Raw genomic sequence first — 22,858 nt, forward strand, 5'->3', positions numbered from 1 at the left:
CTGGCCACGACGCTGAGCGCCTGGTCTAGACTGGTGACGTGCTTTCAAACAGCGAAGAATCAACTTCAGATGAGTCCGTGCCGGTCCGCCGCGTAGTCGTGGCCGAAGACGAGGCCGTGATTCGTCTCGATATCGTAGAAATGCTCCGCGAGGTCGGCTACGACGTCGTCGGTGAGGCCGCGGACGGCGAATCCGCCATCCGCCTGGCCGAGGAGCTGCGCCCGGACCTTGTCGTCATGGACATCAAGATGCCCATCCTCGACGGAATCTCCGCGGCCGAGCGCATCGCCCGCGCCCGCATCGCCCCGGTCGTGCTGCTCACCGCCTTCTCGCAGAAGGAGCTCGTCGAGCGTGCCCGCGACGCCGGTGCCATGGCCTATGTCGTCAAGCCGTTCACCTCGGCCGACCTCATCCCGGCCCTGGAGATCGCCCTCTCGCGGCATGCCGAGATCAGCTCGCTCGAGTCCGAGATCTCCGATCTCACCGAACGCTTCGAGACCCGCAAGCTCGTCGAGCGCGCGAAGAGCCTGCTGCAGACCTCCATGGGTCTGAGCGAGCCCGAAGCCTTCCGCTGGATCCAGAAGACCTCGATGGACCGTCGCCTGACGATGCGTGAGGTCGCTGAGACCGTGCTCAAGCAGATCGGCACGAAGAAGTAACGACCTCCCGGACCGAGCAGGTCCGGACCCGGAACCTGAGAGAGGGCCGGCGAATCCGAGATGGATTCGCCGGCCCTCTGCTCGCTGCGGTTCGCCGCTGTCGCTGATCCGACGCGGTCAGGTGCCTGAACCTCGGCCCTCAGCCCTTCGGCTTGGTTCCCAAAATCATGTTCGTGATCCGCACGATCGAGAGCAGCCGCCCCGCCTCGTCGGTCATCTTCACCTCGTGGGAGACGATCGTGCGTCCCTGATGGAGCACCTCGGCGCGACCGGTGACCACACCGTCACGGGCGGCACGCAGATGAGTGGCGTTGAGGTCGACGCCGACGACGTTCTTGCCTCCGGAGAGCAGATAGGAATGCATCGAAGCCAGCGACTCGGCGAGAACGACGTGGCCGCCTCCGTGGAAGAGACCCATCGGCTGCCGATTGCCGATGACCGGAGCCGTGGCGACGACATGATCGGGGGCGAGTCCGACGAACTCGATTCCCATCCTCTCGGCCAACTCACCCCCGGAGCCCGGCGAGCGCAGCTGCTCGAGCAGCGTGTCGATCTCCTCAGGTGTGGTGTGAGCGGTCAGGGACACGTCGGGACGCAGCATCGGTTCTCCTTCAAGTCAGCTTCGAACGATAGGCTATGCCATGTGAGTCACTCAAACGAATCCCTCCTGCTCATCGACGGACACTCCCTGGCGTACCGGGCCTTCCACGCCCTGCCGGTGGAGAACTTCTCCACCAGCACCGGCCAGACGACGAACGCCATCTACGGCTTCATCTCCATGCTCATCAACGTCCTCCGCGACGAAGAGCCCAGCCATGTGGCCGTGGCCTTCGACCTCGGACGGCAGACCTTCCGCCTCGAGGACTACCCCGAGTACAAGGCGGGCCGGGCGAAGACTCCGCCCGAGTTCCACCCGCAGATCGACCTCATCAAGGACATCGTCACGGCGATGGGCATCAGGGTCGTGACGAAGGAGGGCTTCGAAGCCGACGACGCCCTGGCCACCATGGCGAAGATGGGCACCGAGGCCGGCTCCGCAGTCGAGGTGATGAGCGGTGACAAGGACTCGTTCCAGCTCGCCTCCGACCTGGTGACGATCCTCTACCCCAAACGCGGAGTCAGCGATCTCAATCGGATGACTCCGGCCGCGGTCGAAGAGAAGTACGGGGTGAGCCCTGCGAACTACCGCGGACTGGCCGCGCTCGTCGGTGAGAAGGCCGACAACCTGCCCGGCGTGCCCGGAGTCGGCGACAAGACCGCCGCGAAATGGCTGACCGCCCACGGTGACCTGCCCGGTGTAATCGAGAACGCCGACAAGATCGGCGGCAAGGTCGGGGAGAAGCTGCGCGACCATATCGCCGAGGTGGAGCGGAACTATCGACTCAACCGCCTCCTCGACGACGTCGATCTGGGGTTGAAGTTCGACGACCTGACCTGGGGCGACGGCGACCCGGCGGAACTGTCGAGCCTGTTCGACCAGCTCGAGTTCCAGGCTCTCGGCAGACGCCTGGCCGCGATCTTCCCCGAAGCCGGTGCCGATTCCGAACCGGTGCCGGCGCGGGAGACGGCCATCGAGACCGTCGACATCGACACTCTGCTGACCAGGATCACCGACCACGATGTGCTGGCACTCGATTCCGATGCGTCCTTCGAGCTCGGCCACGGTCAGGCCCGGATCCTCGCCGTCTCCGCCGAACCAGGTCAGGCCTGGGTCGTCGACCTCGCCGAGGCGGGGCAGACGTCCGTCAGCAATCTCGGTTCCGCACTGGGCGGACATCCGCTCATCCTCCACAGCTCGAAGCTGCAGCTCAAAGCCTGGGCGTCGATGGGACTGTCGGTGACCGATATCGCCGGGGACACGGCTCTCGCCGCCTACCTCCTCGTCCCCGATGCCCGCTCCTACGAACTCGGGCAGATCGCCGCCGACCGCGCCGGAATCGACCTCAGCGAACCCGAATCCGATTCCGGGCAGCTCGCCCTCGACCTCGATTCGGACAGCGCGGTGACCACACACGGTCAGCGGGCCGCCGCTCTGCTCGAAGTCCATGATGTGCTGGCCAAGGCGGTCGACGACGCGAACATGACTCAGGTCTACCGCGACATCGAACTGCCGCTCGTGCCCGTGCTCGCGCGGATGGAAGCCACCGGGATCGCCGTCGACGAGGACGGCCTGTCGAACCTCATCGGCGAATTCACGAAACAGGCCGAAGCCAGCGCTCAGGAGGCCTACGACGCGATCGGCCACGAGGTGAACCTCGGTTCGCCCAAGCAGCTGCAGGCCGTGCTCTTCGACGAGCTCGATATGCCCAAGACCAAGCGGACGAAGACCGGTTACACGACCGACGCGGACGCCTTGGCAGAGCTGTTCGTCAAGACCGAACATCCCTTCCTCCAGCATCTGCTGGCCTACCGGGATTCGACGAAGCTCAAACAGACCGTCGTCGGTCTGCGGGGTTCTGTCGCCGACGATGGGCGCATCCACACCACCTACCAGCAGACAGTGGCCGCCACCGGCCGGCTCTCGTCGCTCGACCCGAACCTGCAGAACATCCCGGTGCGGACCGAGTCGGGACGCCGCATCCGCAATATCTTCATCGCCGATCCCGAGGTGGCTGACGGGACCCTGCTCACCGCGGACTATTCGCAGATCGAAATGCGGATCATGGCCCACCTGTCCGGTGACGCCGCACTCATCCAGGCGTTCAAGGAGGGCGAGGACCTCCACTCCTATGTCGGTTCGAAGGTCTTCGGAGTCGGCATCGACGAAGTGGACTCCGAGATGCGTTCGAAGGTCAAGGCGATGTCCTACGGGCTGGTCTACGGCCTCTCCGCCTATGGGCTCTCTCGGCAGCTGGCGATCGGCGTCGACGAGGCCAAGGCGCTGATGGAGCAGTACTTCGAACGCTTCGGAGCCGTCAAGGACTACCTCGACGACATCGTCGAGCAGGCTCGCGCCAAGGGGTTCACGGAGACCATCATGGGTCGTCGTCGTTATCTGCCGGCGCTGCACAGCGACCGCCGTCAGCTGCGGGACATGGCCGAGCGCGCCGCACTCAACGCGCCGATCCAGGGTTCGGCCGCCGACATCATGAAGATCGCCATGCTCAAGGTCGCCTCGCGGCTGGAGGATCTGCGGTCACCGATGCTGCTGCAGGTCCATGACGAGATCGTCGTCGACGTTCGCCCCGATGAGATCGACGAGGTGAAGACGGTCGTCACGGAGGAGATGGGCTCGGCGTTCGAACTCGATGTGCCGCTGGACGTCAACGTCGGCACCGGCCGTTCCTGGCACGCCGCCGCCCACTGAGCTGAGCAGCTCGCCACTTGATGCCTCAAGTCACGCGAAACTCGAAAAAGTCGCCGCCGGAGACGACTTTTTCGAGTTTCGCGTGACCTGAGCTCGTTTCGCGCTGCGTGAGCTCGCCTCGCGCTCGGGCGAGTCAGTCCTTGTTCAGGGTGGTGGAGAAGATCACGGTGCCGGGCATGAGCGCTCCGCGCAGCGGCGACCAGCCGCCCCAGGCGGTCCGATTCTCCTCGGGCCATTCGGGTTCGGTCACCGAATCGATCGTGAAGCCTGCCTCGACCAGCAGTCGCACCCAGTCGCTCATCGTCCGGTGATGTTCGGCGTAGACGGGCTGCCCGTCCGAGGACAGCTCGACGTACGGGGTGCGATCGAAATACGAATACTCGACGGTCAGCCCGGCTTCACCCGGAACATCGGGGAACATCCACCGCATCGGGTGAGTCGTCGAGAAGATCCACTGTCCGCCGCTGCGCAGCACCCGGGCCACCTCGGCGAAGACGACCTCCGCGTCCTTGACGAAGGGCAGGGCGCCATAGGAGGAGAACGCGCCGTCGAAGCTGTTCGACGCGAACGGCAGCTGCCGGGCATCGGCGAGGAGGAACGTCGGGGGAGTCGCCTCGGCGCTCAGGGGATGTTCGCGCTGCAGACGCGAAGCCTGCTCGAGCATTCCGGCCGAGACATCGACGCCCGTGGTGATCGCTCCCTGCTCGGCCAGCCACCGGGAGCACTGACCGGCACCGCAGCCGACCTCGAGCACCTGCTTCCTGGCGACATCGCCGAGGAGGCGCACGTCGGATTCGTGAATTCCTTCCGGACACCAGATGAAATCCGACGCGCCGAGGAACGTGCCGTGCTCGGCCAGATACTCCTCGGCCGAGTTGTCCCAGTAGCTACGATTGGCCCGGACAGAAGCCTCTTCGTCGATCGGGAGATAGCCACCGCTGATGACCTCGGCTCCGTCAGTTCCTTCGCTCATGGTTCCTCCGTGGCCCCAGGTGGTGATGATTCGACTCTTCGGCGTGCATTCACGCCCAAGAAGGTGCTAGCATTGACAACCGTATGCGCCTGTGCATACAAGTCCAAATTCGCAATCGAGACCGGATTCGGTTCTTGCGGCAACATTCACGACCTGCCGCCAGGGTACCGGATCTGGACCAATATTCCATCGGAGTCCCTACCTATATGACCACCACCACGCCGGAATCGGTGCAGCCGAAGCAGGTCGCTGTCAACGACATCGGAACCGCTGAGGATTTCCTCGCCGCCGTCGATGAGACCATCAAGTACTTCAACGATGGCGACATCGTTGAGGGCGAAGTCGTCAAGGTCGACCGTGACGAAGTCCTCGTCGACATCGGATACAAGACGGAAGGCGTCATCCTCGCACGTGAGCTTTCCATCAAGCACGATGTCGATCCCGGCGAAGTCGTCGAGGTCGGGGACGAGATCGAAGCCCTCGTTCTTCAGAAGGAAGACAAAGAGGGCCGTCTCATGCTGTCCAAGAAGCGGGCTCAGTACGAGCGTGCCTGGGGCGACATCGAGAAGATCAAGGAAGACGACGGCGTCGTCACCGGCACCGTCATCGAGGTCGTCAAGGGCGGCCTGATCGTCGACATCGGACTGCGCGGCTTCCTGCCCGCGTCCCTGGTCGAGATGCGCCGCGTCCGCGACCTCGCCCCTTACATCGGCCAGCAGGTCGAAGCCAAGATCATCGAGCTCGACAAGAACCGCAACAACGTGGTCCTGTCGCGCCGTGCCTGGCTTGAGCAGACCCAGTCGGCCGTCCGTCACGACTTCCTGCAGACCCTGCAGAAGGGCCAGGTCCGTCCTGGTGTCGTGTCCTCCATCGTCAACTTCGGTGCGTTCGTCGACCTCGGTGGTGTCGACGGACTCGTCCACGTCTCCGAACTGTCCTGGAAGCACATCGATCACCCGGGTGAGGTCGTCACCGTGGGCGACGAGGTCACCGTCGAGGTCCTCGACGTCGACATGGACCGTGAGCGCGTCTCGCTGTCGCTCAAGGCCACTCAGGAAGATCCGTGGCAGCACTTCGCTCGCACGCACGTCATCGGACAGATCGTGCCGGGCAAGGTCACCAAGCTCGTTCCGTTCGGTGCATTCGTGCGCGTCGAAGACGGCATCGAAGGCCTCGTCCACATCTCCGAGCTGGCCGTGCGCCACGTGGATCTGCCCGAGCAGGTCGTCTCGGTCGAGGAGACCATCTACGTCAAGGTCATCGACATCGACCTCGAACGCCGCCGCATCTCGCTGTCGCTGAAGCAGGCGAACGAGGGCGTCGACCCCGAGGCCGAAGAGTTCCTCGACCCCGCTCTCTACGGCATGCCGCAGGAGTACGACGAGGACGGCAACTACAAGTACCCTGAGGGCTTCGACCCCGAGACCAACGAATGGGTCGAGGGCTACGAGGCTCAGCGCGAGACCTGGGAGCAGCAGTACGCCGCCGCTCAGGAACGCTGGGAAGAGCACAAGAAGCAGGTCGCCAAGGCCATCGCAGCGGACGCAGAGGCTTCCGCAGCCGATGCCGTCGGTTCTGCCGATGCCGCTCCGGCCACCGGATCGTTCTCCTCCGAAGAGGCGAACGACGAGGGCACCCTGGCCAGCGACGAAGCTCTCGCAGCTCTGCGTGAGAAGCTTGCAGGCAGCTGACAGCAGCTACCCTTTGGGCTCCCGGTCGGAAGATCGGGAGCCCTTTGTGTATGCCCCCACATATCGCTCGCGCCTGCGTCCCTGGCTGTGGTACTCGCTGCTGCTGTGCGTCGGCAGTCTGACCATCTTCGGCTCCGTCGCCGCAGACCCCGGCGGCAGCGTCGTCGCCTCGAACGACGACACCTCCCTGTTCATCTGGTGGCTCGGACACGGCGCACAGGTGCTCGCCGGCGCTCTCGGGTTCGGACCGGGGGAGACCGGCGGTCTGCTGTACACGGAGTCGATGAACGCCCTCGGCGGGGGAGTCAACGGCGCTTGGAACACCTCGCTGGCCGGCTTCGCGATCCTGCTCGCACCCGTGACCTGGGTGGCCGGTCCCATCGTGAGCTACAACCTGCTCGTGCTCGCCTTCCCGGTGCTGGGCAGCCTGGCCACAGCGGTGCTCTTCCGCCGTTTCCTCGACCGTCTGCCCGCGTTCATCGCCGCGGCCGGAGTCGGCTTCTCCAGCTATGTCATCGCCCAGCTCGGCGGCCACCCGAACCTGGCATACATTGTCACCCCGCCGCTGACTGCTTGGGCGATCCTCGCCCTCCTCGACCTCGGGCGGAGACAGGCGGAGCACGGCCGCTCCTGTGTTCGCGGCCGCCGCCTCTGGCTGCTCGGAGGGGGTTTCGGGCTCCTCCTCGGCTTCCAGTTCTACGTGTCCACCGAAGTCCTGGCCGGCACATTCCTCGCCGCCCTGTGCTTCCTGGCGAGCCTCGCCGTCTTCGGCCGCCGCCTCTACCGCGCCCGTTCCTGGCTGACTCTCGGCCTCGGCTCTGCCATTGCCGGGCTCATCGCTCTGCTGTGCGCCGTCCCGCTGCTGGTGACCATGGCCGGTCCGAACGCCCCACAGGGCGCCATCCGCCCGCACGGGGTGTGGAACACCGACCTGCTCGACCCGATCCTGCCCGCGGCTCCGGCCTGGCTGAGCTCCGGAGTCTCCCCGCTGCCCCGAATCATGGACATCGACCCCGCCGAACTCGGGGCGTACATCGGTGCGCCCGCACTGCTGGCGGCAGTCCTCATCGTCGTCGGACTCGCACACCGGTCCGCACACGCGGTGCCGCTGCGCATCGCCGCCGGAACCGGCCTCCTCGTGTTCCTGCTGGCACTGGGCTCCCCGATCCTTTTCGGCGGTCGTGTCGTCCTTGAAACCGGTCCGTTCGCCCTCATCGAAGCCGTCCCCGTCCTCAACAACATCCTGCCCATGCGCCTCGTCCTCCACTCGACGATCGCGCTGTTCGCCGTGCTCGGCATCGGCCTCCAATGGGCATCGACCCGCTTGAAGTCGCGTGGCGCCCGGTCCCTGATCATCCTGCTCGTCCTCGCCGCCGTCACCGTCGTCCCTGCCCCGCAGACCGCCCACGAGGTGACCGTTCCCGGCTTCTTCTCCGAATCCATCGCCGAGGTGGTTCCCGCCGGATCCGTCGTCAAGACCTTCCCCCGCCCCCTGGCCTGGGCAGAACCCCACGCCGACGAAGCCATGGTGTGGCAATCGGTCAGCGGATTCCGCTACCGAGAGACCGGCGGCTACTTCATCGGCTCCAGCCCGCAGTCGCCGGTGATCTATTCCGCCCCCGAGGACGTCCTCGACGAACTGCTGCACGGGTCCGTGTTCGACGGGGAGCCCATGCCGGACGCGGAGAGCCAGGAAGTCGGCGCGGCGGTCGCCGAGCTGCGGGACTCCGGGGTCGACTTCATCGTCCTCGCCCCCGAGGCCCCGCTCCTGCCCGGAGGCGACGGCGTATACGAGGAATTCCTCGACACTGCCGTCGGCGATCCGATCTTCGCCGACGAGGGAGTGCGAGTCTACCGCCTCGATCAGTAGGATGAACCCATGCTGAGAATCGGTCTCACCGGCGGAATCGGTGCCGGAAAGTCAACGGTGTCCGCGATGCTCGTCGACCACGGGGCAGTGCTCGTCGACGCCGACCAGATCGCCCGCGAGGTCGTCGCACCAGGACAGCCGCTGCTGGAGAGGCTGTCCGAAGCCTTCGGACCGCAGGTGCTGCACGCCGACGGTTCGCTCGACCGACCGGCCCTGGCCTCGGCCGCCTTCGTCGACGCAGAACACACCGCGCAGCTCAACGGACTCATGCATCCGGCGATCCGCGACCGCACGGCCGAACACTTCGCCCGGCACGCCGATGCCGAGATCGTCGTCCACGATGTGCCGCTGCTCGTCGAGAACTCCATGACTCCCGCCTACCACCTCAACCTGCTCGTCGACGTTCCCGCCGAGGTGCGGCTGCGACGACTCATGGACTCCCGCGGAATGGACCGCGATGACGCCGCCGCACGGATCTCCCGCCAGGCCGATGACGAGACCCGCCGGGCAGCCTGCGACGTCGTCGTCGACAACTCCGGCCCGGTCGAGGAGACGACAGCCGCGGTCAGTTCGCTCATCGAATCGCGGATCCGGCCCTTCGCCGCCAACCTTGCGGCCGAACAGCGGGCCCCGAAGGCGAGCCTCGACCTCGTCGACCCCGCGGACGCGGACTGGGCCGGTGACGCACAGAGAGTGATCGCGAAGCTGCGATACGGCACGGGCGAGGAGTTCGCCGTCGAACACATCGGATCCACCTCGGTGCCGGGTCTGCCCGCCAAGGACGTCATCGATCTCCAGCTCCTCGTCCCCGATCTCGACACCGCCCGAGTGCTGGCCCCTCGCCTGGCCGAACTCGGCTATCCGGGCACAGAGATGAGCGACCACCTCGGCGAGGGTGCGGCCGAAGGAAAATGGTTCCACGCGAACACGGACCCCGGCCGGGCCGTCAACCTGCATGTGCGGACGGCGGATTCCGTCGGTGCGCGCTTCGCCCGCGCATTCCGGGAACTGCTCACGGCCGAGGTCGCCGAGCGCGATGAGTATCTCCGCGTCAAGCGCGAACTCATGACACGGGCACAGGAGCTGGGCGGAACCGACTCGGAGATCATCCGGACCTACAAGGAGTCGAAGGAACACTGCTTCCTGGAGATGCGTCGCCGACTGGTGCCCGACAGCTTCCGCTGAATCCGAGATCATCCGGAGCACAGTGCCCAATGTCAGGGGCGGGGGCTAGGGTTGGACTATGAGCTCAGAACGCCCCCTGCCAGCGATCGGCCACCGCCCCGACGTCACCCGGGAAGTGGCGCCCTTCGAGGTCGTCTCCGAGTACTCGCCCTCCGGTGACCAGCCGACGGCGATCAGAGAGATCTCCGACCGGCTCGACGCGGGGGAGCGGGACATCGTCCTCCTCGGTGCCACCGGTACGGGCAAATCGGCGACGACGGCGTGGCTGATCGAGCAGGTGCAGAGGCCCACCCTGATCATGGCGCCGAACAAGACACTCGCAGCGCAGCTGGCCAACGAGTTCCGACAGCTGCTGCCCAACAACGCAGTCGAGTACTTCGTCTCCTACTACGACTACTACCAGCCCGAAGCCTATGTGCCGCAGACGGACACGTTCATCGAGAAGGACTCGTCGATCAACGATGAGGTCGAGCGGCTCCGGCATTCGGCCACGAACTCGCTGCTGACCAGGCGCGATGTCGTGGTGGTTTCGACGGTGTCGTGCATCTACGGTCTCGGCACGCCGGAAGAGTACGTCGACCGGATGGTCACCCTCCACAAGGGAGACGAATGCGACCGGGACGAACTGCTCAAACGCTTCGTGTCGATGCAGTACGCCCGCAACGATATGGCCTTCACCCGCGGCACCTTCCGCGTCCGCGGGGACACCGTCGAGATCATCCCGCAGTACGAGGAGCTGGCGCTGCGGATCGAATTCTTCGGAGACGAGATCGAATCGCTGCAGACCCTTCACCCGCTGACGGGCGAGATCGTCCGCGACGAGGACACCATCCACGTGTTCCCGGCCAGCCACTACGTCGCCGGTGAGAACCGGATGGCCACCGCGATCAGCGGCATCGAGGAGGAGCTGCAGAAGCGGCTGAGCGAGTTCGAGTCGCAGAACAAACTGCTCGAAGCCCAGCGGCTGAAGATGCGCACGACCTATGACCTCGAGATGATGGAGTCGATGGGCTTCACCTCCGGCATCGAGAACTACTCCCGGCATATCGACGGTCGCGAACCCGGTTCGGCACCGAACTGTCTGCTCGACTACTTCCCCGAGGACTTCCTCCTCGTCGTCGACGAATCCCATGTCACCGTCCCGCAGATCGGCGGCATGTACGAAGGCGATATGTCGCGCAAGCGCACCCTCGTCGAACACGGTTTCCGCCTGCCCAGTGCCATGGACAACCGGCCGCTGAAGTTCGATGAGTTCCGGGAGCGGGTGGGACAGAGCGTGTACCTGTCCGCCACGCCCGGCAGCTTCGAACTCGGCAACGCCGAGGGCTACGTCCAGCAGATCATCCGTCCGACCGGTCTCGTCGATCCCGAGATCAAGGTCAAACCGACGAAGGGTCAGATCGACGACCTGCTCGACGAGATCAAGACCCGCGTCGACGCGAACGAACGTGTCCTCGTGACGACGCTGACGAAGAAGATGGCCGAAGATCTCACCGACTATCTGCTCGAACACGATATCCGCGTCCAGTACCTCCACTCCGACGTCGACACCCTGCGACGTGTGGAGCTGCTCACAGAGCTGCGCGCCGGCGAATTCGATGTGCTCGTCGGCATCAACCTCCTGCGTGAGGGCCTCGACCTTCCCGAAGTCTCCCTCGTCGCGATCCTCGACGCCGACAAGGAAGGATTCCTCCGGTCGTCGACCTCGCTCATCCAGACGATCGGTCGTGCCGCTCGAAACCTCAACGGCCAAGTGCACATGTACGCCGATACGATCACGGATTCGATGCGCACCGCCATCGACGAGACCGACCGCAGACGTGCCATCCAGATCGCCTACAACGAAGAGCACGGAATCGACCCGGCCCCGCTGGTCAAGAGGATCGCGGACATCACCGAACGTCTGCAGCGTGAGGACGAGGACACACGCGAGCTGCTCACCGAATTCGACTACGGCAAGGGCAGACGCGGTTACAATTCGACGCTGACCGACGAGCAGAGGGAAGCCGCCGGCAAGCCCGGGTCGCTGCGTCCGCCGGCAGCCGACCTCACCGAGCTCATCGAATCGCTGACCTCGCAGATGCACACGGCTGCCGCGGAGCTGCAGTTCGAACTCGCCGCGCGTCTGCGCGATGAGCTCTCCGACCTCAAGCAGGAGCTGCGCCAGATGAAGGAGGCCGGGCACGCCTGAACCTCACCTGTGACGCGCGAGTGATGTTCGCGTGTTTATACTGGTGTGCTGGCGAAAGGGAGTATCCCGTCCATCCGCGGTCGTCACCACGACCCTTCGAGGGGTCCGGACGCGGAGCGCACGCAGAATCACCGCGTGGGAGAGACTTTCGACCCGGATACATCCTGTTCACCACGAAAGGCTTTCATGGATATCCTGTCCTCCACGCTCGCGGCCGGCGGCAACGCTGCGGCAGCGAGCGAATCTCCGATCCCCGTCTGGTTCATGATCACCTCGGGAATCATCGTCGTTGCGATCCTCGTCTTCGACCTTCTTCTGGTCGTCAAGCGACCACACACCCCGTCGATGCGGGAAGCGAGCATCTGGGTCGCCTTCTACGTCGCCCTGGCTCTCGTCTTCGCCGGTGCGCTCTTCGCCATCGGCGATGCCCAGCACGGCAGCGAATTCCTCACCGGCTGGCTGCTCGAGTACTCGTTGAGCATCGACAACCTGTTCGTCTTCATCATCATCATGGGCAGCTTCTCGGTACCGCGGAAGTACCAGCAGGAAGTGCTCATGGTCGGCATCATCATCGCCATCATCTTCCGCGGCATCTTCATCCTCGCGGGTGCGGCGATCATCAGCGCCTTCGTCGAAGTCTTCTTCATCTTCGGCATCTTCCTCCTCATCGTCGCCTACCGGCAGGCCTTCGGGAACGAAGACGACGGAGACGGAGAGAACGGACTCATCCGGCTCCTGCGGAAGCGGATCAACGTCGTCGACGAATACCACGGCAACAAGCTGCGTGTCACTCTCGATGACAACAAGAAGTACTGGACCCCGATGTTCATCGTGTTCATCGCCATCGGCTCGACCGATGTGATGTTCGCGCTCGACTCGATCCCCGCGATCTTCGGCGTCACGCAGAACGCATTCCTCGTGTTCACCGCGAACGTGTTCGCACTCATGGGACTGCGTCAGCTGTACTTCCTGCTCGGAGGACTCGTCGACAAGCTCGTGTACCTCCACTACGGAATCGCCGCGATCCTCGCATTCATCGGTGTGAAGCTCGTCATCCACGCTCTGCACTCGAGCGATTGGGAGTTCCTCTCCTGGGGTCATTCGATCCCCGAAGTGCCGACGTGGCTGTCCCTGACCTTCATCGTCTTCGCCATGGTGGTGGCCACGGTCGCCTCACTGATGAAGATGAAGAAGGACGGCGTCTCATTCAAGGACATCGGCTCCGAAGAGTCCGAAGAGGCCTGAGCCGATCGGTCGTGCAGTCACCGCCTCGGCGACTGCACAAGCGGGGTCCGTCTCGATCTCTCGAGACGGACCCCGCTCTTCTCTGCTCTGTCCGGCCAGGGCCGGCCGGCGACCCTCAGCCCTGGGCGAAGGATCCGAACACGGGAGTCCACTCGCGGATCACCGTCGACTCGATGACACCGAGGGACGCATAGGGATCCTGAGCGAGGTGCCCTTCGACCTCCGCACGATCGGCTGCGCTGAGGATCAGCAGCCCTCCCGGCTGCGGATCATCGTCCAGGGGACCGGAGGCGAGGATCGTCCCGGCCTCATTCATCTCCGCCTGCCATTGACGATGCGCGGGGCGGTGTTCCATCCGCGTATCCGTATCGGGACCATAGTGATAGGTGACGGCGAAGACCGGCATATGTGACTCCTCGGTGTCGAGCAATAGGATGGAACCAGTCTAATCGGAAAGGTCTGTGCATCAGCGTGGCCAGATTGCAGGAGATCCCAGCGGAATTCGCGGACGACGACACGATCTATGAGTCCTTCGCCGAATACTGCGCAGAGATCGGCGTAGAGCCGTACCCGGCTCAGGACGAGGCGTTCCTCACGATCCTCGCCGGAGACAATACGATCATGGCGACCCCGACCGGTTCGGGGAAGTCGCTCGTGGCGCTCTTCGCCCTCTACCAGTCCTTCACCCGTGGGATCCGGTCCTACTACACGGCCCCGCTCAAGGCGCTCGTGAGCGAGAAGTTCTTCTCCCTCATCGACGCGTTCGGCGCCGAGAACGTCGGGATGATCACCGGCGACTCCACCGTCAACGCCGATGCTCCCGTCATCTGCGCCACGGCAGAGATCCTGGCCAACCAGGCGCTGCGCGAAGGCGGAATGCTCGACGCCGGAATGGTCGTCATGGACGAATTCCACTATGTCGCCGACCCCTCCCGTGGCTGGGCCTGGCAAGTGCCCCTCCTCGAGATGCCGCAGACCCAGTTCGTCCTCATGTCGGCGACCTTGGGCGACACCACCGATATCCGGCGGACCATGACCGAGACGACCGGACGCGACTCCTCCGTGGTCACCTCGGCGACCAGGCCCGTCCCGCTCGACTACGAATATTCGACCGAGACTCTCTCCGACACCCTGCGCGGACTCGTCCGCAACGACAAAGCCCCGGTCTACGTCGTCTCCTACTCCCAGAACGGAGCCATCGACCTTGCCACCAACCTGCTCTCGGTCGACCTCGCCTCCAAAGATCAGAAAGCCGCGATCGCCGCAGCCCTCAAGGGCTTCACCTTCAGCAAGGGATTCGGACAGAGCCTGCGCAAACTGCTCCTCCACGGCGTCGGCGTCCACCACGCAGGAATGCTGCCGAAGTACCGGCGACTCATCGAACAGCTCGCACTCAAGGGCCTGCTGCTCGTCATCTCCGGCACCGACACCCTCGGTGTGGGCATCAACGTGCCCATCCGCTCCGTGCTGCTGACCGGACTGACGAAGTTCGACGGCCGGAAGATGCGCAGGCTCAGCGTCCGCGAGTTCCAACAGCTCGCCGGACGTGCCGGCCGCGCCGGGTTCGACACCCGTGGCTACGTCATCGCCCAGGCCCCCGAACACGTCATCGACAATCTCAAGGCCGAGGCCAAGGCCGCGAACGACGACAAGAAGAAAAAGAAGAAGGTCAGGAAGAAGGCCGCCCCCGTCGGATTCGTCGGCTGGTCGGAAGAGACCTTCGCGAAGCTCATCGACGGCGAATCCGAGACCCTGCGGCCGCGGATGAAGATCGACCATTCGACGATCCTCAACCTCGTCGCCCGACCCGGCTCCGATGTGTCCACCATCAGCGACTTCATCGACAAGACCCACGAGACCCGGGACCGCCGACTCGACCTCAAACTCACCGCGATCAGCATCGGACGCTCCCTCAGCGACGCCGGCCTCATCGAGGTCCGCGGGAAGGAGCTCGTCGCCACCCAGGACCTCGGTCCCCAGTTCGCGCTCAACCAGCCGCTGGCGCCGTTCGTCCTCGCCGCCCTCGACCTCCTCGACGAAGACGACGACACCTACGCCCTCGACGTCGTCTCCATCGTCGAAGCGACCACCTCCGTGCCGTTCCAGATCCTCAAGGGCCAGCTCGACCGGATCAAGGGGGAGACGCTGGCCGAGCTCAAGGCCGAAGGCCTCGAATACGCCGAACGCATGACGATCCTCGACGAGATCGAAAGCCCCGCACCCCTGGCCGAGGTGCTCGACCCGGCCTTCGACCATTTCGTCGAAACCCATCCCTGGCTGGACCGAGGCGGCTTCGAACCCAAATCCGTCGTCCGCGACATGTGCGAGCAGGCCATGGGCTTCACCCAGTTCGTCGGCTACTACAGCCTCGCCCGGGCCGAGGGCAGCCTGCTGCGCTATCTCACCGACGTCTACCGCGCGCTGCTGCACAATGTGCCGGCGGAGAACCGGACCGAGGAACTCGGGACCATCATCGAATGGCTCGGCGAGACCATCGCCCGCACGGACTCCTCCCTGCTCGACGAATGGCGGACCCTGCAGGGCCTCGACCCCACCGAGCACTCCGATGATCTGCCGGCACCCGACCGCCGCTTCTCCGAGAACACGAAGGTCTTCACCGCAGAGATCCGCAACGCCATGTTCCACCGGGTGCTGCTGGCCGAACGCGCGAACTACACCGAGCTCGGCCGCCTCGACGCCGAATCCGGATTCGACTCCCGCGCCTGGGAGGACGCGATCGAGGACTTCTACGACGAATACGGGGAGCTGCTCGTCGACCAGAAGGCCCGCGGTCGGGAATATATCGACATCACACCCGGTTCAGACACATGGAGCGTCCGCCAGATCCTCGCCGACCCCGACGACAACAAGGACTGGGCCATCGACGCCGAGGTGGACGTGGCCGCCAGCGACGAATCCGGAGACATCGTGCTCCGCATCCTCTCCGTCGGAGAGATCGGCAGATGAGCCGGAAACCGCTGCGAATACAGCAATGTCAGTGCCGAGTAATACAGTGGTCAGGTGATGAAAACCAATAACGGTGAGCAAGTGACAGGCGTCTCCCATCTCGACACCCTGTGGGTCAAGGGCGCGCGAGCACACAATCTCAAGAACGTCGAGATCGCGCTGCCCCGCGACTCGATGGTCGTGTTCACCGGCTTGTCCGGTTCCGGCAAATCCTCGCTGGCCTTCGACACGATCTTCGCCGAGGGACAGCGACGCTACGTCGAATCCCTGTCCTCGTATGCCCGGATGTTCCTCGGGCAGATGGACAAACCCGATGTCGACTTCATCGAAGGGCTGTCTCCGGCGGTGTCGATCGATCAGAAGTCGACCTCGCGCAACCCGCGTTCGACCGTCGGCACGATCACCGAGGTCTACGACTTCCTCCGCCTGCTGTGGGCACGGATCGGCATCCCCCACTGCCCGGTCTGCGGTGAAGTGATCACGAAGCAGACCCCGCAGCAGATCGTCGATCAGCTGCTCGAACTCGAGGAGCGGACGAAGTTCCTCGTCCTCGCCCCTGTCGTCCGCTCTCGCAAGGGCGAATTCGTCGACCTCTTCACCGATCTGCAGACCAAGGGCTTCTCCCGCGCAGTCGTCGACGGTGAGCAGATCAGCCTGAGCGAACCGCCGACCTTGGAGAAGCAGTACAAGCACACGATCTCCGTGGTCGTCGACCGCCTCGTCGCCAAACCGGGAATGCGCCCACGACTGACCGATTCCGTCGAGACCGCCCTCGGGCTGGCCGACGGCCGCATCGACATCGAACTCGTCGACGCGGGCACGACCCGCACATTCTCCGAGCACATGTCGTGCCCGAACGAGCACCCGCTGGCGATCGACGAGATCGAACCCCGCTCGTTCTCCTTCAACTCGCCCTTCGGCGCCTGCCCCACCTGCGACGGCATCGGCACCCGCCTCCAGGTCGACGAAGACCTCGTCGTTCCCGACGAGGACCTCAGCCTCGGCTCCGGTGCGATCGCCCCCTGGTCGGGCGGCAAGCAGGTCGCGAAGTACTTCAACCGTCTGCTCAAGGGTCTCGGCGACGAACTCGGCTTCGATATGAAGACGCCCTGGAAGAAGCTGCCGAAGACCGCGAAGACCGCGATCCTCACCGGCAAGGACTACAAGGTCCACGTCAAATACAAGAATCGCTTCGGCCGTGAACGCACGTATTCGACCGGCTTCGAAGGCGTCTACCAATACATTCAGCGCAAGCACGAAGAGACCGAATCCGATTGGTCCCGGGAACGCTACGAGTCGTATATGCGTGAGATCCCCTGTGCCAGCTGCCAGGGGACTCGGCTCAAGCCCGAGATCCTCGCGGTCAAGGTCGGCGACAGGTCGATCGCCGAAGTCTCCGAACTGGCCCTCGACGAGGCCGCGCAGTTCCTCGGCGCGCTCGAACTCAGCGACCGTGACGCGGCTGTCGCGGCGCAGGTGATGAAGGAGATCAACGCGCGACTCGGCTTCCTCCTCGACGTCGGCCTCGACTACCTCAGCCTCAATCGGGCCGCCGGCACCCTGTCCGGAGGCGAGGCCCAGCGCATCCGCCTGGCCACGCAGATCGGCTCGGGACTCGTCGGCGTCCTCTACGTCCTCGACGAACCCTCGATCGGTCTGCACCAGCGCGACAACCGTCGACTCATCGAAACGCTCAACAAGCTCAAGGACCTGGGCAATACCCTCATCGTCGTCGAACACGACGAGGACACCATCGAAGCAGCCGATTGGATCGTCGACATCGGCCCCGGCGCCGGCGAGCACGGGGGAGAGGTCGTCTACTCGGGGCCGGTGCCGGGCCTCAGAGAGGCTCCGGGCTCGATCACCGGCGATTACCTGGCCGGTCGTCGCGAGATCCAGATCCCGCCGACTCGACGTCCCACCGACAAGGACCGGATGGTCACCGTCGAGAAGGCGGTGGAGAACAACCTGCGCGATGTCACGGTGTCCTTCCCACTCGGTGTGCTCACCGCGGTCACGGGTGTCTCCGGCTCAGGCAAATCGACACTCGTCAACGAGATCCTCTACACGCAGATGGCGAATGTCCTCAACGGCGCCTCCCGCGTGCCCGGACGCCACAAACGGGTGACCGGTCTGGACAACCTCGACAAGGTCGTCCACGTCGACCAGTCACCGATCGGCCGGACCCCACGGTCGAACCCCGCCACCTACACCGGCGTGTTCGACCATGTGCGCAGACTCTTCGCCGAAACCGAGTCGGCGAAGGTCCGCGGCTACCTGCCCGGCCGATTCTCCTTCAACGTCAAGGGCGGTCGCTGCGAGAACTGCAGCGGCGACGGCACCATCAAGATCGAGATGAACTTCCTGCCCGACGTCTATGTCCCCTGCGAGGTCTGCCAGGGAGCCCGGTACAACCGTGAGACCCTCGAAGTCACCTTCAAGGGCAAGAACATCGCCGAAGTCCTCGACATGCCCATCGAAGAGGCCAACGACTTCTTCGCCGCGATCCCCGCGATCTCCCGGCACCTGAAGACCCTCGTCGAGGTGGGACTCGGCTACGTCCGTCTCGGACAGCCGGCGACGACGCTGTCCGGTGGAGAGGCGCAGCGCGTCAAGCTCGCTGCCGAACTGCAGAAGCGTTCGCGCGGACGCACCGTCTACGTGCTCGACGAACCGACGACCGGTCTGCACTTCGAAGACATCTCCAAGCTGCTCATGGTCCTCCAGGGACTCGTCGACAAGGGCAATACGGTCATCGTCATCGAACACAACCTCGATGTCATCGGCAATGCCGACCACATCATCGACCTCGGACCCGAGGGCGGTCGCGGCGGCGGACAGATCATCGCCCAAGGCACCCCCGAGGAAGTCGCCGAGGTGACCTCGTCCCACACGGGGCGGTACCTCAAACCGATGCTCGACGCCTGATCCCCATGCCCGACCCATCCAGCTACCGCCCGGCGACGGGATCGATCCCGACCTCGGCCGGGGTCTACAAATTCCGTGACCCCGACCGGCGGGTGATCTATGTCGGAAAGGCGAAGAACCTCCGCAACCGGCTCAACTCGTACTTCGCCAATCCCGCCCAGCTGCATCCCCGCACCTCGACGATGGTCCACACCGCGAATTCCGTGGAATGGACCGTCGTCGACACCGAGGTCGAAGCGCTGCAGCTCGAATGGACGTGGATCAACGAGTTCAACCCGCGGTTCAACGTCATGTTCCGCGATGACAAGTCCTACCCGTACCTCGCGATCACGATGAACGACGAAGTGCCCAGGGCTTATATCACCCGCGGAAAACGGCGAAAGGGCATCCGCTACTTCGGCCCCTTCGCTCAGGTGTGGGCGATCAAGGAGACCCTCGACCTGCTGCTCAGGGCCTTCCCGATGCGCACCTGCACCCCCGGTGTCTACAGGCGGGCCGAACGCAGCGGCCGGCCCTGCCTGCTCGGCTACATCGACAAATGCGCTGCCCCCTGCGTCGGTCAGATCAGCAAGGACGACCACAAGGACCTGGCCCGCAGCATCTCCGATTTCATGTCCGGCAACACCGGTCGGTTCATCAGTCACCGGCAGAAGGAGATGGCCAGTGCCGCGGCCGAACTCGACTACGAGCGGGCAGCCCGTCTGCGCGACGAGATCTCCGCTCTGCAGAAGGTCCTCGACAAGTCTGCCGTGGTTCTTTCTGTCAGCGCCGACTGCGATATCTTCGCCCTCGTCACCGAGGAGTTCGAAGCCTCCGTCCAGGTCTTCCATGTGCGCCAGGGCCGCATCCGCGGTCAGCGCGGCTGGATCATCGAACGCTCCGACGACCACACTCCTGCGGAGCTGACCACCGACTACCTGCGACAGGCCTACTCCGGTCTCGACGCCGAAGCCATCCCGAAGGAGATCCTCGTCGACAGCCTGCCGGCGGACCTGGACTCCTTGGAAGCGTGGCTGAGTCAGCTGCGCGGCTCCCGCGTGACCGTGCGGGTGCCCGAACGCGGCGAGAAGAAGGCTGCGCTGGAGACCGTGGAGAAGAACGCGAAGGAAGCTCTCGTCCAGCACAAGCTCAAACGCTCTTCCGACCTGACGACCCGCAGCCAGGCGCTCAAGGAGATCCAGGAGCACCTCGACCTGCCGGAAGCGCCGCTGCGCATCGAATGCATCGACATCTCCCACACACAGGGATCGAACGTCGTCGCCTCCCTCGTCGTGTTCGAGGACGGAATGGCGAAGAAGCGCGACTACCGTCACTTCGCCATCCACGGGGAAGCCGCGGCCGACGACACGGCCTCGATGTACGACGTCGTCTCCCGTCGCTTCAGCCGCTACCTCGAACAGATGACCGCCGAAGAACCCGATGAGCGTTTCGGCTACCGGCCCAGTCTCCTCGTCGTCGACGGTGCCGGACCGCAGGTCGCCGCCGCCACCAGAGCACTGATCGATCTCGGCATCGTCGACATCTCCGTCGTCGGTCTGGCCAAACGCCTCGAAGAGATCTGGGTCCCGGACGATCCGTTCCCCGTCATCCTGCCGCGCAACTCCGAAGGGCTCTTCCTCATGCAGCGGCTGCGCGATGAGGCTCACCGCTTCGCCATCTCCTACCACCGATCCAAACGGGCGAAGGCGATGACGAGCTCGGTGCTCGACGACATCGCCGGCCTGGGGGAGTCGAAGCGGACCGCGCTGCTGCGGCATTTCGGATCAGTGAAGAAAGTCCGCGCCGCCACCGCCGAGGAGATCTGCGAGGTCAAGGGAATCGGTCCCGCCCTCGCTGCGAAGATCGTCGCGGCTCTGGCCGACTGAGCTCTGCGGATCTGCTCTAGAGTAGTGCCCAGACACATTGTGCCCACCGACAGAACGGGCACGATCAGAGGAGGACGTGTGAGCATACAGGCCGAATCGACCGGATCCGACCACCCGATCGAGGTTGTGCTCGTCACCGGAATGTCGGGAGCCGGCCGCACGACTGTGGCCAATGTGCTCGAAGACATGGACTGGTACGTCGTCGACAACCTGCCGCCGCAGATGATGCGTCCCCTCGTCGAACTCGTCGCCCGCGCCGACGGCGCCCTGCCGAAGATCGCGATCGTCATCGACGCCAAGGGCCGGACTAAATACACCGAACTGCAGGAGACCATCAGCGACTTCGTCGATCAGGGACTGTCCCTGCGCATCGTCTTCCTCGACGCCTCCGACGAAGTCCTCGTCCGACGCTTCGAATCGACGAGGCGACCCCACCCGCTGCAGGGGGAGGGGACCCTGCTGGAAGGCATCGAAGCCGAACGCTCCCAGCTCGAGTCGCTGCGGCACCGGGCCGACATCATCGTCGACACCTCCGATCTCAACGTGCACCAGCTGTCGGCGGAAGTGCGCAAACGCTTCAGCGACGATGACTCGCCGCCGCTGCGCCTGACCGTCATGAGCTTCGGCTTCAAGTACGGACTGCCGAAGGACGCCGACCACATCGCCGACGTCCGCTTCCTGCCCAATCCGTACTGGATACCCCACCTGCGCGGACACAACGGACTCGACTCCGACGTCGCAGCGTACGTCCTCGAACAGAACGGCGCCGAGGAGTTCATCGAACGCTATGCCGCAACCCTGGCGACGGTCGCCGAAGGCTACCTGCACGAGGGCCGCGGCTACGCGATGATCGGCATCGGCTGCACCGGCGGCAAACACCGTTCGGTGGCCATCAGCGAACGTGTCGGCCGGCTGCTGTCGGCGCAGACCGGGATTCCCGTGACCGTGCGCCACCGCGATCTGGGAAGAGAATGACATGGAGACCGAAGATCTGCCCGTCATCACCACGGGTGCACAGAACGATGGTCCCAGTATCGTCTCCTTCGGCGGGGGCCACGGACTCTACGCCGCACTGAGGGCGTTCCGTCTGCTCACGGAAGACCTCACCGCCGTCGTCACCGTCGCCGACGACGGAGGCTCCTCCGGGCGTCTGCGCGACGAACTCGGCGGTCTGCCTCCCGGAGACCTGCGGATGGCTCTGGCCGCGCTCTGTGATGACGGCACTTGGGGCCAGACCTGGCGTGACGTCATACAGCACCGTTTCGAATCCGCAGGAGAGCTGCACGGTCACGCGGTGGGCAATCTGCTCATCGCCGCACTCTGGCAGATCCACGGCGATCACGTCGCCGGTCTGGACTGGATGGCCAGACTGCTGCGCGCCCACGGCCGGGTGCTGCCGATGTCCTCGGTGCCGCTGACGATCGAAGCCGATGTGAAGTTCCCCGGCTCATTCCAAGTCGTGCGCGGACAGTCCGTGCTCGCCTCGACCATCGGCCACGTCGAGACCGTGCGTCTCGACCCGGCAGCTCCACCTGCCCGCTACGAGACGATCGAAGCTGTGGAGGAAGCCGACGTCCTCAACCTCGGTCCCGGCTCCTGGTACACCTCGGTGATGCCCCACCTGCTCGTGCCCTCTCTGGCGGAGGCGATCGTGGCCTCGACAGCGGTGAAATCCCTCACGCTCAACCTCAGTTCCACCGACGGTGAGACGAAGGATCTGAGCCTCGGCGAACACCTCGTCTCCCTGCACCGGCATGCACGCTCGCTGACCTTGGACTACGTCCTCGTCGACGAGGCCGCCACCGAACTCGAACCCGACCTGTCGCAGCGGGCCGAGGACATGTTCGGCGCGAAACTCTGGGAACGCCCCCTGCGCTCACGGAGGCAGGGCCAACATGACAGCCTCAAACTCGCGGCATGCTACCGTGACATGTTGTTGGACGCCGGGATCGGCGTCGCCGAGCAGTGGTAGAACTT

15 protein-coding genes are annotated in these 22,858 nt (G+C 64.7%); 12 read left to right on the plus strand and 3 right to left on the minus strand.

Features of this window, described 5'->3' with window-relative positions:
• Window positions 1-38 precede the first annotated feature (38 nt).
• A complete protein-coding gene (locus tag FHG09_RS03690; protein WP_373284070.1) occupies window positions 39-659 on the plus strand; it encodes an ANTAR domain-containing response regulator in 621 nt (206 codons plus the stop codon).
• Window positions 660-798: 139 nt separating this feature from the next.
• Here the strand turns inward: FHG09_RS03690 and FHG09_RS03695 are convergent, their stop codons facing one another.
• Complete coding sequence (locus FHG09_RS03695; RefSeq protein WP_152346364.1) at window positions 799-1,260, minus strand: PaaI family thioesterase; 462 nt, start codon at window positions 1,258-1,260, stop codon at window positions 799-801.
• Window positions 1,261-1,302: 42 nt separating this feature from the next.
• Here FHG09_RS03695 and polA point away from each other — a divergent pair, with 42 nt between their 5' ends.
• On the plus strand, window positions 1,303-3,966 hold the full coding sequence (polA, locus tag FHG09_RS03700; RefSeq protein ID WP_152346365.1) for a DNA polymerase I: 2,664 nt from the start codon (window positions 1,303-1,305) through the stop codon (window positions 3,964-3,966).
• Window positions 3,967-4,099: 133 nt separating this feature from the next.
• Here polA and FHG09_RS03705 read toward each other — a convergent pair whose 3' ends face one another.
• On the minus strand, window positions 4,100-4,939 hold the full coding sequence (locus FHG09_RS03705) for a class I SAM-dependent methyltransferase (protein WP_152346366.1): 840 nt from the start codon (window positions 4,937-4,939) through the stop codon (window positions 4,100-4,102).
• Between the two features lie 206 nt (window positions 4,940-5,145).
• On the opposite strand from FHG09_RS03705, the gene rpsA reads away from it, so the two are divergent.
• The 5 genes from rpsA (at window position 5,146) to FHG09_RS03730 (ending at window position 13,121) form a co-directional block, all read left to right on the plus strand.
• On the plus strand, window positions 5,146-6,630 hold the full coding sequence (rpsA, locus tag FHG09_RS03710; RefSeq protein WP_152346367.1) for a 30S ribosomal protein S1: 1,485 nt from the start codon (window positions 5,146-5,148) through the stop codon (window positions 6,628-6,630).
• Window positions 6,631-6,676: 46 nt separating this feature from the next.
• Complete coding sequence (locus tag FHG09_RS03715; protein WP_227492530.1) at window positions 6,677-8,500, plus strand: hypothetical protein; 1,824 nt, start codon at window positions 6,677-6,679, stop codon at window positions 8,498-8,500.
• Window positions 8,501-8,509: 9 nt separating this feature from the next.
• Window positions 8,510-9,685 carry a dephospho-CoA kinase gene (coaE, locus tag FHG09_RS03720; RefSeq protein WP_152346368.1) on the plus strand — a complete coding sequence of 392 codons (1,176 nt, stop codon included), beginning with the start codon at window positions 8,510-8,512 and terminating at the stop codon, window positions 9,683-9,685.
• Between the two features lie 58 nt (window positions 9,686-9,743).
• The gene (gene uvrB, locus FHG09_RS03725; RefSeq protein WP_152346369.1) at window positions 9,744-11,876 is read left to right on the plus strand and encodes an excinuclease ABC subunit UvrB; all 2,133 of its coding nucleotides are present in this window, start codon (window positions 9,744-9,746) and stop codon (window positions 11,874-11,876) included.
• Between the two features lie 186 nt (window positions 11,877-12,062).
• Window positions 12,063-13,121: a TerC/Alx family metal homeostasis membrane protein gene (locus FHG09_RS03730; protein WP_152346370.1), complete on the plus strand. Its 1,059-nt coding sequence runs from the start codon at window positions 12,063-12,065 to the stop codon at window positions 13,119-13,121.
• Between the two features lie 115 nt (window positions 13,122-13,236).
• Here the strand turns inward: FHG09_RS03730 and FHG09_RS03735 are convergent, their stop codons facing one another.
• Window positions 13,237-13,527: a YciI family protein gene (locus FHG09_RS03735; RefSeq protein ID WP_152346371.1), complete on the minus strand. Its 291-nt coding sequence runs from the start codon at window positions 13,525-13,527 to the stop codon at window positions 13,237-13,239.
• Between the two features lie 65 nt (window positions 13,528-13,592).
• Here FHG09_RS03735 and FHG09_RS03740 point away from each other — a divergent pair, with 65 nt between their 5' ends.
• The 5 genes from FHG09_RS03740 to FHG09_RS03760 all read left to right on the plus strand — a co-directional run bounded on the left by FHG09_RS03740 (window position 13,593) and on the right by FHG09_RS03760 (window position 22,853).
• Window positions 13,593-16,088: a DEAD/DEAH box helicase gene (locus FHG09_RS03740; protein WP_152346372.1), complete on the plus strand. Its 2,496-nt coding sequence runs from the start codon at window positions 13,593-13,595 to the stop codon at window positions 16,086-16,088.
• Between the two features lie 57 nt (window positions 16,089-16,145).
• On the plus strand, window positions 16,146-19,016 hold the full coding sequence (gene uvrA, locus FHG09_RS03745; protein WP_152346776.1) for an excinuclease ABC subunit UvrA: 2,871 nt from the start codon (window positions 16,146-16,148) through the stop codon (window positions 19,014-19,016).
• 5 nt (window positions 19,017-19,021) lie between these two features.
• Window positions 19,022-20,881: an excinuclease ABC subunit UvrC gene (gene uvrC, locus FHG09_RS03750; RefSeq protein WP_152346373.1), complete on the plus strand. Its 1,860-nt coding sequence runs from the start codon at window positions 19,022-19,024 to the stop codon at window positions 20,879-20,881.
• Between the two features lie 78 nt (window positions 20,882-20,959).
• Complete coding sequence (gene rapZ / locus FHG09_RS03755) at window positions 20,960-21,856, plus strand: RNase adapter RapZ (protein WP_152346374.1); 897 nt, start codon at window positions 20,960-20,962, stop codon at window positions 21,854-21,856.
• A 1-nt stretch (window position 21,857) separates the two neighbouring features.
• Entirely contained in the window at window positions 21,858-22,853 is a 996-nt protein-coding gene (locus FHG09_RS03760) for a gluconeogenesis factor YvcK family protein (protein ID WP_152346375.1), read from the plus strand.
• Window positions 22,854-22,858: the final 5 nt, after the last annotated feature.

It is taken from the genome of Brevibacterium sp. CFH 10365 (assembly GCF_009299785.1).
Lineage (GTDB): Bacteria > Actinomycetota > Actinomycetes > Actinomycetales > Brevibacteriaceae > Brevibacterium > Brevibacterium limosum.

Bases quoted from the DNA above. Each gene is read 5' to 3' on its own strand.
- FHG09_RS03695 (WP_152346364.1), bottom strand. From the start codon at position 1,260: ATGCTGCGTCCCGACGTGTCCCTGACCGCTCACACCACACCTGAGGAG.
- FHG09_RS03705 (WP_152346366.1), bottom strand. From the start codon at position 4,939: ATGAGCGAAGGAACTGACGGAGCCGAGGTCATCAGCGGTGGCTATCTC.
- rpsA (WP_152346367.1), top strand. From the start codon at position 5,146: ATGACCACCACCACGCCGGAATCGGTGCAGCCGAAGCAGGTCGCTGTC.
- coaE (WP_152346368.1), top strand. From the start codon at position 8,510: ATGCTGAGAATCGGTCTCACCGGCGGAATCGGTGCCGGAAAGTCAACG.
- uvrB (WP_152346369.1), top strand. From the start codon at position 9,744: ATGAGCTCAGAACGCCCCCTGCCAGCGATCGGCCACCGCCCCGACGTC.
- FHG09_RS03730 (WP_152346370.1), top strand. From the start codon at position 12,063: ATGGATATCCTGTCCTCCACGCTCGCGGCCGGCGGCAACGCTGCGGCA.
- FHG09_RS03735 (WP_152346371.1), bottom strand. From the start codon at position 13,527: ATGCCGGTCTTCGCCGTCACCTATCACTATGGTCCCGATACGGATACG.
- uvrA (WP_152346776.1), top strand. From the start codon at position 16,146: ATGAAAACCAATAACGGTGAGCAAGTGACAGGCGTCTCCCATCTCGAC.
- uvrC (WP_152346373.1), top strand. From the start codon at position 19,022: ATGCCCGACCCATCCAGCTACCGCCCGGCGACGGGATCGATCCCGACC.
- FHG09_RS03760 (WP_152346375.1), top strand. From the start codon at position 21,858: ATGGAGACCGAAGATCTGCCCGTCATCACCACGGGTGCACAGAACGAT.